We start from the raw sequence: 12,788 nt of genomic DNA on the forward strand, positions 1-12,788 counted from the left end.
AGGGTCTGTTGTGGACACACGAGTGCCGTGGCGCACGCAGGTGGTGATCGTCGGCGTTCTGGCGGTCGCGACCCTGGCGGGGATGGCCTTCCCCGCGCTCTGGCTCGCGGCGACGCTCGCAGGCCTCGCCTACTCGATGTCGATGGTGGTGACCGACCTGCGCGCGCGGCGGTTCGGCACCGACGTGCTGGCCACTCTCAGCCTGACCGGCACCCTCGTGGTGGGGGAGCACCTCGCCGGGGCGCTGATCGCGTTGATGCTGGGGACCGGGCAGGCGCTGGAGGGCTACGCGCAGCGTCGCGCCCACCGCGACCTCGACGCGCTGCTCGCGCGCGCCCCTCGTACCGCCCGGGTACGCCGTGCCGGCGCGGTGGTGGAGGTGCCGGTCGCCGAGGTCGTGGTCGGGGACGTCGTGGTGGTGCGCTCGGGTGAGGTCGTGCCGGTCGACGGCAGGCTGCTCGAGGCGGGCACGTTCGACGAGTCAGCGCTGACCGGTGAGCCGCTTCCGGTGTCGCGCGCGGTGGACGCCGTGGTGCGCAGCGGGGTGTGCAACGCGGGTGCGGCGGTGACCGTGCGTGCGGTACGGCGAGCCGACCAGAGTGCCTACGCGGGTGTGGTGCGGCTGGCCGAACAGGCTCTCGCGGGCGTCGCGCCGGTCGCGCGGCTCGCCGACCGGTTCGCGGTGGTCCTGGTGCCGGTCGCGCTCGCCGTCGCGGGTGTTGCCTGGTGGTGGGCGGGTGACCCGGTGCGCGCCGTTGCCGTGCTGGTGACGGCGACCCCGTGCCCGCTGCTGCTGGCGGTGCCGGTCGCGATCGCGGGTGGCATGTCCGCGACGTCCCGGCGCGGTGTGGTGGTCAAGGACGGCGCGGTGCTCGAGCGGCTCGGCAGGGTCCGGACGGCGATACTCGACAAGACCGGCACCGTGACCGTCGGCGCGCCCGCGGTCACCGAGGTGCTGACCGCACCGGGTGTGGACGCGAACCGGGCGCTCGCGCTGGCCGCCGCCGTCGAGAACGAGTCCCCGCACGTCCTCGCGACCGCGGTGGTGGCCGCGGCCCGGCGTGCGCGGGTGCCGGTCACGGTCGCCACCGCGGTGCGGGAGGTGCCGGGTTCCGGTGCCCGGGGAGTGGTCGACGGCGTGGCGGTCACCGTCGGCCGTCTCGTCGTGGCCGACCCGCCCGGGTGGGCACGCTCGGCGCTGCGCCGCGCGCAGCTCGACGCGGCGGGCGTGGTCTGGGTGTGTGCCGACGGGGAACCGGTCGCCGCCATGCTGGTCCGGGACGAACTGCGCCCGGAGGCGGCGCGCACGCTCAGACGGCTGCGCGCCGCGGGTGTCGACCGCCTCGTGCTGGTGACCGGCGACCGTCGTGAGGTCGCCGACGACGTGGCGGGCGTGCTCGGTCTCGACGAGGTGGTGGCGGACGCCCGGCCGGAGACCAAGGTCGAGCAGGTGCGGATCGAACAGCGCCGGGCTCCGACCATGGCCGTCGGAGACGGCGTCAACGACGCCCCCGCGCTGGCGGCGGCGGACGTCGGGGTGGCGGTCGCCGCCCGGGGGGCGACGGCGACCGCGCAGGTCGCGGACGCGGTGCTGACCGACGAGGGCATCGACCGCCTCGCTGACGTCGTCGAGACCGCTCGCCGGGCCCACGGGATCGCCGTGCAGAGCGCCGCGCTGGGTGTGGGCCTCTCGGTCGTCGCGATGGTCGCCGCGGCGTTCGGGTTCCTCGCGCCCGCGGCCGGCGCTCTGGTGCAGGAGCTGATCGACGTGCTCGCGGTGGGGAACGCGCTCCGCGCGCTGCGGGGCAACGCCCGATCCGACGTGCCGGTGATCGCACGCGGGCTCATCACCCGGTTCCGCGCCGAGCACGCCGACCTCGCCGACGCACGCGCCGTCGTGCGCGGCGCCGCCGACGCGCTGTCGGTGGGCGTCACCGCCGAGGTGGACGCGCGGGTGCGGGCGGCGCACCGGGTGCTCGTGGACCGGATCCTGCCGCACGAGCGCGCGGAGGAGCACGAGCTCTACCCGGCGGTGGCGCCGATGGTCGGCGGGCGGGACGGCATCGCGCCCATGAGCCGCGGCCACGCGGAGATCGAGCGGCTCACCGCCCGGCTCGGCCGCCACCTCACCGGCCGGCTGTCGTCCGACCAGGTCGACGACTTGCGCGCGACGCTGTACGGCCTCGACGCCGTGCTGACGCTCCACTTCGCGCAGGAGGAACAGGACTACTTCGCGCTCGCGGAACGCGAGCGCGTGGACTTCAGGAGGAAGTCATGGCACGCAAGCACTGGCGTGACCTCACACCCGGGCAACGGTGGGCCTTCGTGGCGATGAGCACCGTCGAGGTCGGGCTGGCGGCGGTCGCCTGGAACGATCTGGCGCACCGGCCCCAGGAGGCCGTCAACGGCCGCAAACCGTTGTGGGCACTGGCCATCGCGGTGAACTTCGTGGGGCCGATCGCGTACCTGCGTTACGGGCGCAGGAAGACCGTCAGGTGAAGATGATCTGGCCGCCGTCGGCGAGCTCGTAGAACTCGCCGACGGTGATGATGTCCTTGACCTCGTCGACGAAGTCGTCCTTGTCCAGGCCGAACAGGTCCACCGAGGCCTTGCACGCGTACAGTCCGGCGCCGGTGTCGGCGATCATCTCGATGAACTCCGGGATGGTCGGGATGTCGAGCGCGTCCATCTTGCGCGTCAGGTAGTGGGTCATCACCGCTGACATGCCGGGCAGTCCGCCCGCCCAGGTGGCGAGGTGCAGGCCGGGGTTGCCGACGGTCGCGAGCTTGATGTGCTCGTGCCGTCCCTTGTGGATCGCGTCGAGGCCGAAGAACGTGAAGAACAGGTTCGCCTCCATGCCCTCGGCTCGGGCGCCGTTGGCCATGATCAGTGCCGGGTAGATCCCGTCGAGGGACCCCTTCGACACAATGATCGAGACCTTCTCCAGTGCCATCTGTCCACTCCTCTCCTAGATGCAGCCGCGGGGCTTGGGGATGCCCGCGATGCGCGCGGCGAGCTTGGCCGGGCCCTTCGGGAACAGCCGGTACAGCTCCTTGACGGTGACCCCCGAGCTCTTGCCGAGCACCCGCACCGTCGGGCCGGTGCCTTTCGTCGCGTACTCGTCCCGCATGAACTTGATGACCTGCCAGTGCCGGTCGGTCAGTTCGTCGATGCCAGCCTCACGGGCGATCTCGGGTGCCATGTCCTCGCGCCACTGGCTTGGGTGGGTGAGGAAACCGTCGTCGCCGACCGTTACCTCGGTACCCGCGTAGACCTTCGTCGTCATGACCCCTCCTCGACGGGGAACCGCTTGCCGGTCACCGGCATCGCGGTGGGGACACCGGGAACCTCCCGGCCGGGCAGCAGAACGTGCCAGTACAGCCAGGCGAAAATGAGCTTGCCCAGGTGGTTGAGCCGCGACTGCTTCAGCAGCGGCAGCCCGACGCGACCGGGGAAGTGGCCCGGTACCGGCTCGGTGTCGTAGTTGAAGTCGATGAGCAGCGCTTTCCCGAAGCCGCTCTCGATGAAGCAGTTGGTGTGCCCGTCGAACGCCGCGTCTGGTGGTTCGCCTGCGAGGCGCCGCGCCACGTTGCGGGTCAGGACCTCGCCCTCGAAGTGGGTGACCGAGCCCGCCTTCGACGTCGGCACCGCGGCGGCGTCGCCGATCACGAAGACGTCCTGACTCACCGTCGAGACGAGGGTGTGCGGGTCGGCGGGCACGAACCCGAGCGCGTCACCCAGCCCGGGTGAGCGATCCACATAGGAGGCACCACCGTGTGCCGGGACGACGACGGCCAGGTCGAACTCGATCTCCCGTTCGTCGTACGAGACCAGTCGGCCACCTTCGCCGTCCGCGTCGACCGCGCCGAGGTTGAACTCGGTGACCAGCTCGACGCCCTTCTCCTCGAGCAGCCCGGCGAGGGCGTGCGCGGCGACCGGTTTGGTGAAGGCGGCGTCCAGTGGTGTGGCGTACACCAGCCGCACGTCGTCCCGGATGCCGCGCTCCCGGAAGTACCAGTCGGCGAGGAAGCAGAACTCCAGCGGCGCCACCGGGCACTTGATCGGCAGGTCGGCCACGTTCACGACCAGCTCGCCGCCGTCGAAGGCGCGCAGCACGTCCGCCAGCGCGACCGCGCCCGGCAGGTCGTAGAAGGTGTGGACGGACCGGCGCCAGCCGGGGCCGGTCAACCCCTCGGTCTCCTCCGGGACGAGCCGGGCGCCGGTGGCCACGACGAGGACGTCGTAGCGCAGCAGGGTGCCGTCGTCGAGGAACACCCGGTGCCGTTCGACGTCGACGTGGTCGACGGCGCTGCGGTGGTATCCGATCGCCCCGCGGAGCTGACGCGGCCTCGGCCGCACGAGTTCGTCCACAGTGGCCAGGCCGAACGGCAGGAACAGCAGCCCGGGTTGGTAGACGTGGTCGTCGTCCTGGTCGACGACGGAGATCTGCACGTCGGCGTCGAGCACCCGCCGCAGCCGGTTGGCCGCGAGCGTGCCACCGGTGCCCGCACCGAGGATCACGACATGTTTGCCCATACCGTGACTGTCTTCCGTTCTCCTGCGGCTCGCCGGAGGCGTTGGCCCTCCGGACCCGAGACCTACGTCCCTGGATCGCCGACGTCGCGCGATCGTCACCTGACGTGCTCGCGGAAGGCCGCGATCGCGGTCGGCAGGGTCGGGAAGATCCGGTCCTCCCCGATACGCTCGACCAGCCCGGCGGCCGACAGTTCGGCGCGGAGGTCCTGCTTGACCCTGGCCATCGCGAAGACGATGCCGCGCCGCGTGAGGTCCGCACGCAGATCCTCGATCGCGTCGGCCGCGGTGATGTCGATCTCCACGTTGGCCTCCGCGTTGAGCAGGAACCACGCGACCGGGGTGGGGGACTCCTCGACGGCGGCCAGTGCACGGCGCCGGAAGTCGTCGGCGTTGGCGAAGCACAGCGGGGCGTCGTAGCGGTACACGACCAGTCCCGGGATGCGGGTGGCCATCGGGTAGTCGTCGATGTCGTGCATCCCGGCCACGCCGGGCGCCTCACCGAGGATGCCGTCATGCGGGCGCGCGATCCGCCGCAGCAGGTCCAGGATGGACAGTCCGATCGCGAACAGCACACCGTTCAGCACATCCAGCAGCAGCACGCCCGCGGTCGTGGCCAGGGCGAGTGCCAGTTCGCTGCGGCGGAACGCGCCGATGCGGCGGAATTCCGCGAGTTCGACGAGCCGCGTGGCGGCGTAGATGACGAGGGCGCCCAGTGCCGCCGAGGGGAACGTGGCGAGCAGCGGGCGCCCGAACAGCAGCACGAGCACGACCACGCCGGCCGCGACGAGGGAGTGGACCTGCGAGCGGCTGCCGAGGCTGTCGCCGATGGCGGTGCGGCTCGCGCTGCTGCTCACCGGGAACCCCCGCAGTACTCCGGCCGCGATGTTGGCGGTGCCGAGCGCGAGCAGTTCGCTGTTCGCGTCGATCCGGTAGTCGTTCCGGATGGCGAAGGACCGCGCGGTGAGGACGTTGTCCGAATAACCGACCACCGCGACCCCGACGGCGGGCAGCAGCAACTCCATGACGTCCGCACCGGACACCGCGGGCAGCCCGGGAGCCGGGACGCCGGCCGGGATCGTGCCGATCACCTGGACACCGCTGTCCCGCAGGGAGAACAGCGCGGTCACGACCGCGGCGAGCAGCACGGCGATCAGCGGGACCGGCAGCTTCGGCGCCAGTGCCCCACCCACGGCCAGGAAGGTCAGCACCCCGGCTGCGAGCAGCACCGTGGGGAGGTGGACCTGGTCCAGTTGCCCGGCGAAAGCGCGGAGGTCGGCGACGACGGAGCCACCGTCGAGCGGCAGGCCGGTGACCTTGCCGAGCTGGCCAACGATCATGAGGACGGCCACCCCGGCCATGTAGCCGACGAGGACGGGCCGCGACAGGAGGTCCGCGAGGAAGCCGAGCCGTGCGGCCGCGCCGAGCAGGCACAGCACCCCCACGAGCAGCGCGAGCACGGCGGCCAGCGCCGCGTACCGGGCAGGGTCGCCTGCCGCCAGCGGGGCGATCGTCACCGCAGTCATCAGTGCGGTCGTCGACTCCGGTCCCACCGACAGCTGCCGTGACGACCCGAACACCGTGTAGACCAGCAGGGAGCTGACGATGGTCCACAGTCCGACCTCGGGCGCCAGGCCCGCGACGTCCGCGTACGCCATCACCTGCGGGATCAGGTAGGCGGCTACGGTGACACCGGCGAGGACGTCCGGTCGTAGCCAGCCGCGCCGGTAATCGCGGAGCAGCCGCATCCCGCGCGGGACGGCACGCGCGGTCAAGGGGTGTGTCGGGTGCCGGGCAGGTACTCGACGGTGTCGCTCGTCGCCCTGCGGTGGCTTTCCGGTGGCGGCGGCGCCGCGATGGGTGCCCAGCCGACGCGCAGGATCAGGTGCGGGAACGCCACGTCGTCGAGGATCTGGGCGCGGATCAGGCTCCTGGTGTCCTCGACCTCGAGCGCTTGCGAGAGCGGGCAGGTCGCCAGCCCGAGGTGGGTGGCGGTGAGGAGCGCGGCGCTGGCCGCCTCACCGGCCCGCAGCACCGACACGAGGTCGTCGTCGGTGGTGGCGAGCACCAGCAGTTCGCCCGCGTCGCGCTCGCCTCTGCCGGTCTCTGCGTCGGGCAGCGTGCCGACGGGGAACGCGCGCATGGCGGTGTCGCCGTGGGTGTGCTGCTCCGGCAGGGTGCTCGTGGTGAGCACGCCGTCGCGGGACAGGCGGCTGCGCCCGGTCCACGTGGCGAGTTCCTCGGCGTACGCGGGGTCGTGGTCCTGGGCGCCCGCCGCCTGGTCGATCGCCCGGATGAGCTGCCTTCGGGTGATGCGGCCGGTGACCGGGACGAGCAGTGCGCCCGCTTTTCCCGCCCTGCGGACCATGAGGTCGAGGTGTCCATCCGGCACCGGCCACGACGAGAAGCGGCGGCGGTCGGTGCGTCTGCGTGAGATCGCGCCGACGAGCGTGATGTCCTCGGTGGACGGTGTCTTCGGTGCCAGTTCGACCGCCGCCAGGTGGTCGGGATCGGCGGGGTTCGGGAGGCGGTGCACGATCGCGCGCCAGCCGAGCGCTCCCAGCGCCAGGCGCAGGTGGTGCAGCGCGGCGCCGCAGGACACCAGCAGGTCCCGCCCATCGGGGTCGGTCGCGGGCAGTCCTCGGCTCCGGTCGGCCATCAGGTGGATGGTCTCGTCACCGAGCAGCCACCGCCACGGCTGGGTGTTGTGCACCGACGGCGCGCGGTTGGCCAGTGTGATCGCGTCGAGCACCGTGTGCGTGTCGGGTGTCCGCTCGTTCATCGTGCGGCCTCCTCGCTTCTCGAGCACGTGTCGTCACAGTCGCCCTTCCTGGCGGTCGATGGCAGTGCTCAAGTTCCCGGCCCGCCGTGACCAAAGGCCCGCCGCGCGCGTCCCACGGACTCTGTGCGCCAGCGGTGCCATCGCAGACGGTGGAGGCAGGTCCGTCCGAGGAAAGGCCGTGATCACCATGACGTCTCCGGTGCGGTTGGCCGCCAGGCTCGACGACGCACCCAGTCGCTGGCTGTGGCTGGTGAAGTGGCTCCTGCTGGTGCCGCACGCGATCGTGTTGTTCTTCTTGTGGGTGGCGTTCCCGGTGGTCACCCTCGTCGCGCTGGTCGCGATCCTGTTCACCGGGCGGTACCCGAGGGCGTTGTTCGACTTCAACCTCGGCGTCATGCGCTGGACGTGGCGCGTGTGGTGCTACGGGTACGGCGCGCTGGCCACCGACCGGTACCCACCGTTCAGCCTCGGCCAGGAGCCGGACTACCCGGCGACGCTGGACGTCGCCTACCCGGAACGGCTCTCGCGTGGGCTGGCGCTGGTGAAGTGGTGGCTGCTCGCGATACCCCACTACCTGGTCGTCGCCTTCTTCGCCGGTGGCGGCGGATACGTGCTGTGGCAGTGGGGCGAGGGCTGGCTCGGGTTCGACGGCGGGCTTGTCGCGCTGCTGACCCTGTTCGCCGGGGTGGCGCTGCTGTTCACCGGCCGCTACCCGCGCGGCATCTTCGACCTCGTCGTCGGGATGAACCGGTGGGTGCTGCGGGTCGCCGCCTACGCGGCGCTGATGACCGACGAGTACCCGCCCTTCCGGTTGGACCTGGGCGGCGCGGACCCGGCGGCGACCGAGGAACCGGAGCAGGAGAAGCAGGTCGCGCAGCCCGCGGGATCGGCGGGACGTACGGCGGGGGTGATCGTCGGCGCGCTGCTGCTGCTCGTCGGGCTCGGCGGCGCGGGAGCCGGTGGCGGGCTGTTGTGGCTGGAGTCCCAGCGCGACTCGGCCGGCTACGTGACCACACCGGTGGAGCGGTTCGACGACGGCGGCTACGCACTGCGGTTCGACGCCCGCGACCTGGCACCTGCCGACGAGGACTGGCCGTGGGCGCGGGACATCCTCGGTGACATCCGCGTCGATGTGTCCGATGTGGACGGCCGACCGCTGTTCGCGGGGATCGCCCGCACCGCCGACGTCGACCGCTACCTCGGCGGAGTGCCGCACCGCAGGTTCGACGACTACCGGGACCACCGGGGCTACCGGCCGATGGCGGCCGGTGCGCACCTGCGTGGCATGCGACCACCGGACACGCCGGGGAGCCTGCGCATCTGGACCGAGCAGGCGACCGGCACCGGCACCCTCACCCTCGACTGGACACCGCGGCCGGGGGACTGGTCGCTCGTGGTCATGAACGCCGACGCGCGGCCGGACGTGCGCGCGGACGTCGCGGTCGGCGCCACCGCACCGGCACTGCCGCCGATCGCGGTCACCACCCTGTCCGTCGGCGCCGTCTTCCTCGTCGGTGGCGCGCTCCTCATCGCGCTGTCCGCCCGCCCGCGCAGACCCGTGGCGACGGAGGAACGATGATCATCCACACGGAACGGCTGACCAAGCGGTACGGCCGCAGGCCGGCGCTGACCGGACTGGACCTGGACGTGCCCGCCGGTGTGCTCTTCGGCTACCTCGGCCCGAACGGCGCAGGGAAGACCACCACCATCCGGATCCTCGCCGGGCTCCTGCGCCCCACGAGCGGGCGGGCCACGGTGTTCGGCGCCGACGTGGTGCGCGACCGGGAGGCGGTCCAGTCCCGGATCGGCTACCTGCCCGGCGACTTCGTCGCCTACCCGGACCTCACCGCCGGGGACTACCTGCGGTACATGGGAAACCTGCGGGGCGGGGTGGACCCGTCGAGCACGGCCCGGCTCGCGAAGCGGCTCGACCTGGACCTCGGTCAGGTCGTCGGTGCGATGTCCCACGGCAACCGGCAGAAGGTCGGCATCGCGCAGGCCTTCCAGCACGATCCGGAGCTGCTGGTCCTCGACGAACCGACGCAGGGCCTCGACCCGTTGGTGCAGAGGGAGTTCCTGGGGATGCTGCGTGAGGCACGGCAGGCGGGCAAGACGGTCTTCCTGTCCTCGCACGTGCTCTCCGAGGTCGAGGCGGTCGCCGACGTGGTCGGCATCCTGCGCGAAGGCGGGCTCGTCGAGGTCGCGTCGGTGGCGGAGCTGAAGGCGAAGGCGTTGCGGCGGCTGGACCTCACGTTCGAGGGCGAGGTGCCTGCCGAGCGGCTGCGCGCTGTGCCCGGTGTGACCGAGGTCCACGCGAACGGATCGGGCGTGCAGCTGGTCGTCGAGGGGTCGACGGCCGAGCTGTTCGCCGTCGCCGCGCCGTACCGGATCACCGGCGTGGTCAGCCACGAGCCGGATCTCGAGGAGATCTTCCTGACCTACTACGGAAAGGCGTGAGGGCGGTGCTCACGAACGTCTTCACCAAGACACTGCGCGACCAGCGGCGTGCGCTCGTCGGCTGGAGCGTCGGCCTGGTGGTGCTGGTGCTGCTCGAGTCGGCGCTGTGGCCCACCGTCCGCGACATGGGCAACCTCGCCGAGTTCGTCGCGGGCTACCCGGAGCCGATGAAGGAGCTGTTCAAGCTGGACCAGTTCGGCACCGGCACCGGCTTCCTCAACGGCGAGCTGTACAGCCTCATGCTGCCGATCCTGTTCCTGGTGTACGGGATCGGCAGGGGAGCGCGGTCGGTCGCGGGCGAGGAGGAGGCGGGCACGCTCGAGGTCCTGCTGATGACCAGGGTCTCGCCGACGAGCCTGGTGCTGCACCGCGCGGCCGCGCTCGCGACCGGGGTGGTCGCCCTGGGCGTGGTGCTGTTCCTCGCCGTCGCGGTGTGCTCGCCACTGTTCGACCTGGACGTTCCGCCGGGCCAGGCGGCCGCGGGCTCGGTGGCGATGGTGTTGCTGGGCTTGGAGTTCGGCTGGCTCGCCCTCGCGGTCGGCGCGGTCACCGGCAGGCACGTGGTGGCGAACGCGGTCGCGTCGGCCGCGGCCGTGGCCGCCTACGTGTTGTACGCGGCGGGCGGGCTGGTCACCGAACTCAAGGGCTGGCAGGGCTTCTCGCCGTTCGACCAGGCCCTGGCGGCCGGCCCCCTCGGCGGCGGGCTCACCTGGGCGTTCCTGTGGATGCCCGCCGCCGCGGTGGTGTTCGTCGCGGCCGCGCTGCCGGTGTTCGAGCGCAGGGACATCACGATCCGCTGACCCTGCTCATCCCTGTGGCACCGAGGCCACCGCACGGAGCGCCGAGGCGAGCCGGGTGCGGGCCTCGGTGGCCACGGGTTCGAGGTCGGGGATCCCCGAGGCGTGCACCAGGATGGCGGGGTCGAGCGCTTCCACCACGGTCGCGTCGCCGTCGGCGCGGACGGCGACCGTGCACGGCAGCAGCAGCCCGGCCTGCCGGTCGACGGCCAGCGCGCGTTCGGCGAGTCGAGGGTCGCAGACCCCGAGCAGGAGGAAGTCCTCCAGCTCGGCGCCGGTCCGGTCGTGCAACGTGGCGCTGAGGTCGATCTCCGTCAGCACCCCGAAACCCTGCTCGCGCAGGGCATCGCGGGTCCGCGTGACCGCGGTGGCGAAGTCGTGGGGGATCCGGACCGACAGCCCGATCGACTGGATGACCGGGATCGAGATCTCGGTGCGGTACCCGGCCGGGTCGGGCACGGTGTCCGGCCCGGCGAGGTAGGTCTCGGTTGGCGGTCCCACGGTCCGGTAGCCGTGGCTGAAGATCCACTCCGTGAGTGCCTCGTACGCGGCGCCGAGCCCGGTGTAGTCACCGTGGTGGACCGTCCGCGCGGCGGGACGGGAGTGCCTGCCCACGACACGTGCGCCGCCGCCGGGCTCTGCCTTTCCCGCGCCGGGTGCGATCGGGACGCCGAGGTCGATGTCCACCGGCTGGCCCGGGACCAGCATGTCGAGGTACGTCACCGCGGGTGGGCCCACCGGGTGCAGTCCGGCTGCGGTCACCTGCGTGTACAGCTCGGCGAGCCCGGCGCCGATGTCCTCGCCGATGTGCTCTGGCCGCACCACGCGCCGCAGCTCGAGCACCGTGCCGGGCACGGTTTCGGTGATCTCGATGTCATAGGGCATGACGTGCTCCTTCAGAGAGGTTCATGAGGGGATCAGCAGCACCCAGACCGGGCCGTACGCGAGCGGCAGCTCCCTGCCGTCCGGTGTGTGGAAGGTGGTGGGCGATCGCACGGCAGTCCTGGTCCAGGTGCCCGGGAAGCGCAGACCGTCACGCAGCACGACCACCGGTCCGCTGCCGACGGTGCGCGCGACCGGCGAGACGGTGCCGCGGGCGTCCTCGATCCCCTCGTTCGTGGTGACCTCGACCTGCTGCAGGACGACGTCCGCCGCGGTGACGCGGCCGGTGTCCGTGGACACCAGCGGTGCCCCGTTCATCGACACGAGCCACCGCCGGTCGGCCGCCGACCAGGTGAACGCGAAGCTCGCCGCCCGGTACCGCACCTCCTCGGTCACGGTCGGTTCGCCGGCGCCGGGCGCGGGGCCGAAGCGCAGCGGAGCGACCGAGGGACCCCGCGCCCCGTCAGGCAGCCGTGCCGGTCGCACGTAGAGGTTGTGCGGTGCCAGGCGATCGGAGTCCCGGTAGTACGCGGCCGCCGCCTGTGCGGGTGCCGCGTTGACCAGGCGGGCTCCGTGCAGTGCGGGCAGCAGCTCAGGCGCCGCACCGGAGTAGGCCAGCACCGGCGTGCCGTACTGGCCGAGCAGTTCGATGTCCGTGCGCCGGGCGCTGCGGACCGGGCCGATCACCGCGGGCGGCGTGCCGGTGTACACGGCCACGAGCCGCGTCAGCCCGCCCTCGACCGGTTCGACGTACACCACGTCGGCCGAGCCGAGTCCGGTCTGCGGCAGTGCCGACGGCACATTGTCGATCTTGACAGCCAGCGCGGGTGCGGTCAGCGGTGCCGCCGGCGCCGGTGTGGTGGTGGACCGTGAGGTGGCCGGGGGAGCGGCAGGAGACATCGTCCCGTCACCCCGGTCGACCACCACCACGATCGCCGCCACGACCGCGATCACGGCCAGCGCCGCACCGATCTCCCACGCGAGCCATTTGCGGGCCCGCCCTGTCATGGCCTCATCGCCTCCTCGTCACGAGTCCTCGTCGTGCCCGGTCACCGGACGGCCGAGGCGGGCCACTTCACTGTCCACTTCGGTCTCGGTGATCGGCTTGGTGAAGAACGCGTTCCACGCGTGCATCAGCAGCCCGGCGCCCCAGAACAGCAGCGGGAAGGCCGGCCAGAAGAACGAGTCCGGCGCGGTCGCCGCCCAGATGACGACCAGTCCCGCGTTCACGACGACATACATGATCAGGTGGGGGAAGAACCCACGTCGCTCCTCGAGCCGCTTGCGTGCGACCGTGCGAACGTCTGCCGGTGTGCCGGTCATGGCTCACACCTCCT

General features: G+C 72.1%; 13 protein-coding genes. 5 read left to right on the plus strand and 8 right to left on the minus strand.

What is annotated here, in order from left to right:
- Positions 1 to 10 precede the first annotated feature (10 nt).
- A complete protein-coding gene (locus tag ACIBVP_RS41165; RefSeq protein WP_396112009.1) occupies positions 11 to 2,335 on the plus strand; it encodes a heavy metal translocating P-type ATPase in 2,325 nt (774 codons plus the stop codon).
- Positions 2,326 to 2,499 (plus strand): PLDc N-terminal domain-containing protein, encoded by a 174-nt coding sequence (locus ACIBVP_RS41170; RefSeq protein ID WP_396112010.1) that lies wholly within the window; start codon positions 2,326 to 2,328, stop codon positions 2,497 to 2,499. Before ACIBVP_RS41165 ends, ACIBVP_RS41170 begins: the two co-directional genes overlap by 10 nt.
- Here ACIBVP_RS41170 and ACIBVP_RS41175 read toward each other — a convergent pair.
- The 5 genes from ACIBVP_RS41175 to ACIBVP_RS41195 all read right to left on the minus strand — a co-directional run bounded on the left by ACIBVP_RS41175 (position 2,492) and on the right by ACIBVP_RS41195 (position 7,315).
- The gene (locus ACIBVP_RS41175; RefSeq protein WP_396112011.1) at positions 2,492 to 2,953 is read right to left on the minus strand and encodes a DsrE/DsrF/DrsH-like family protein; all 462 of its coding nucleotides are present in this window, start codon (positions 2,951 to 2,953) and stop codon (positions 2,492 to 2,494) included. The two genes, ACIBVP_RS41170 and ACIBVP_RS41175, sit on opposite strands and share 8 nt — an antisense overlap.
- Positions 2,954 to 2,968: 15 nt before the next feature.
- Positions 2,969 to 3,286: a TusE/DsrC/DsvC family sulfur relay protein gene (locus ACIBVP_RS41180; RefSeq protein ID WP_396112012.1), complete on the minus strand. Its 318-nt coding sequence runs from the start codon at positions 3,284 to 3,286 to the stop codon at positions 2,969 to 2,971.
- Positions 3,283 to 4,536, minus strand: a complete 1,254-nt coding sequence (locus ACIBVP_RS41185) for an NAD(P)/FAD-dependent oxidoreductase (RefSeq protein ID WP_396112013.1) — start codon at positions 4,534 to 4,536, stop codon at positions 3,283 to 3,285. Before ACIBVP_RS41185 ends, ACIBVP_RS41180 begins: the two co-directional genes overlap by 4 nt.
- A 95-nt stretch (positions 4,537 to 4,631) precedes the next feature.
- Complete coding sequence (gene sulP / locus ACIBVP_RS41190) at positions 4,632 to 6,308, minus strand: sulfate permease (RefSeq protein WP_396112014.1); 1,677 nt, start codon at positions 6,306 to 6,308, stop codon at positions 4,632 to 4,634.
- Complete coding sequence (locus ACIBVP_RS41195) at positions 6,305 to 7,315, minus strand: Acg family FMN-binding oxidoreductase (protein WP_396112015.1); 1,011 nt, start codon at positions 7,313 to 7,315, stop codon at positions 6,305 to 6,307. Before ACIBVP_RS41195 ends, sulP begins: the two co-directional genes overlap by 4 nt.
- 187 nt (positions 7,316 to 7,502) lie before the next feature.
- Between ACIBVP_RS41195 and ACIBVP_RS41200 the strand changes: the two genes are divergently transcribed.
- The 3 genes from ACIBVP_RS41200 to ACIBVP_RS41210 are packed head-to-tail and all read left to right on the plus strand — an operon-like array spanning position 7,503 to position 10,572.
- The gene (locus ACIBVP_RS41200; protein WP_396112047.1) at positions 7,503 to 8,894 is read left to right on the plus strand and encodes a DUF4389 domain-containing protein; all 1,392 of its coding nucleotides are present in this window, start codon (positions 7,503 to 7,505) and stop codon (positions 8,892 to 8,894) included.
- Positions 8,891 to 9,772, plus strand: a complete 882-nt coding sequence (locus ACIBVP_RS41205; protein ID WP_396112016.1) for an ATP-binding cassette domain-containing protein — start codon at positions 8,891 to 8,893, stop codon at positions 9,770 to 9,772. The genes ACIBVP_RS41200 and ACIBVP_RS41205 overlap by 4 nt, the downstream gene beginning before the upstream one ends.
- Positions 9,769 to 10,572 carry an ABC transporter permease subunit gene (locus tag ACIBVP_RS41210; protein ID WP_396112017.1) on the plus strand — a complete coding sequence of 268 codons (804 nt, stop codon included), beginning with the start codon at positions 9,769 to 9,771 and terminating at the stop codon, positions 10,570 to 10,572. Before ACIBVP_RS41205 ends, ACIBVP_RS41210 begins: the two co-directional genes overlap by 4 nt.
- A 6-nt stretch (positions 10,573 to 10,578) precedes the next feature.
- Here the strand turns inward: ACIBVP_RS41210 and ACIBVP_RS41215 are convergent, their stop codons facing one another.
- From ACIBVP_RS41215 to ACIBVP_RS41225, 3 genes are read right to left on the minus strand one after another with little or no spacing between them, the layout of a single operon-like run.
- Positions 10,579 to 11,454, minus strand: a complete 876-nt coding sequence (locus tag ACIBVP_RS41215; RefSeq protein ID WP_396112018.1) for a DUF302 domain-containing protein — start codon at positions 11,452 to 11,454, stop codon at positions 10,579 to 10,581.
- Positions 11,455 to 11,475: 21 nt separating this feature from the next.
- On the minus strand, positions 11,476 to 12,459 hold the full coding sequence (locus ACIBVP_RS41220) for a DUF3048 domain-containing protein (protein WP_396112019.1): 984 nt from the start codon (positions 12,457 to 12,459) through the stop codon (positions 11,476 to 11,478).
- 18 nt (positions 12,460 to 12,477) lie between these two features.
- Positions 12,478 to 12,774 carry a 2TM domain-containing protein gene (locus ACIBVP_RS41225; RefSeq protein WP_396112020.1) on the minus strand — a complete coding sequence of 99 codons (297 nt, stop codon included), beginning with the start codon at positions 12,772 to 12,774 and terminating at the stop codon, positions 12,478 to 12,480.
- Positions 12,775 to 12,788: the final 14 nt, after the last annotated feature.

The sequence above is a fragment of the Actinophytocola sp. NPDC049390 genome (genome assembly GCF_044466355.1).
Taxonomy (GTDB): domain Bacteria; phylum Actinomycetota; class Actinomycetes; order Mycobacteriales; family Pseudonocardiaceae; genus Actinophytocola.

Coding starts and splice junctions, on each gene's coding strand:
- ACIBVP_RS41215 (WP_396112018.1), bottom strand. CDS start 11,454: ATGCCCTATGACATCGAGATCACCGAAACCGTGCCCGGCACGGTGCTC.
- ACIBVP_RS41225 (WP_396112020.1), bottom strand. CDS start 12,774: ATGACCGGCACACCGGCAGACGTTCGCACGGTCGCACGCAAGCGGCTC.
- ACIBVP_RS41205 (WP_396112016.1), top strand. CDS start 8,891: ATGATCATCCACACGGAACGGCTGACCAAGCGGTACGGCCGCAGGCCG.
- ACIBVP_RS41200 (WP_396112047.1), top strand. CDS start 7,503: ATGACGTCTCCGGTGCGGTTGGCCGCCAGGCTCGACGACGCACCCAGT.
- ACIBVP_RS41220 (WP_396112019.1), bottom strand. CDS start 12,459: ATGACAGGGCGGGCCCGCAAATGGCTCGCGTGGGAGATCGGTGCGGCG.
- ACIBVP_RS41180 (WP_396112012.1), bottom strand. CDS start 3,286: ATGACGACGAAGGTCTACGCGGGTACCGAGGTAACGGTCGGCGACGAC.
- ACIBVP_RS41175 (WP_396112011.1), bottom strand. CDS start 2,953: ATGGCACTGGAGAAGGTCTCGATCATTGTGTCGAAGGGGTCCCTCGAC.
- ACIBVP_RS41185 (WP_396112013.1), bottom strand. CDS start 4,536: ATGGGCAAACATGTCGTGATCCTCGGTGCGGGCACCGGTGGCACGCTC.
- ACIBVP_RS41195 (WP_396112015.1), bottom strand. CDS start 7,315: ATGAACGAGCGGACACCCGACACGCACACGGTGCTCGACGCGATCACA.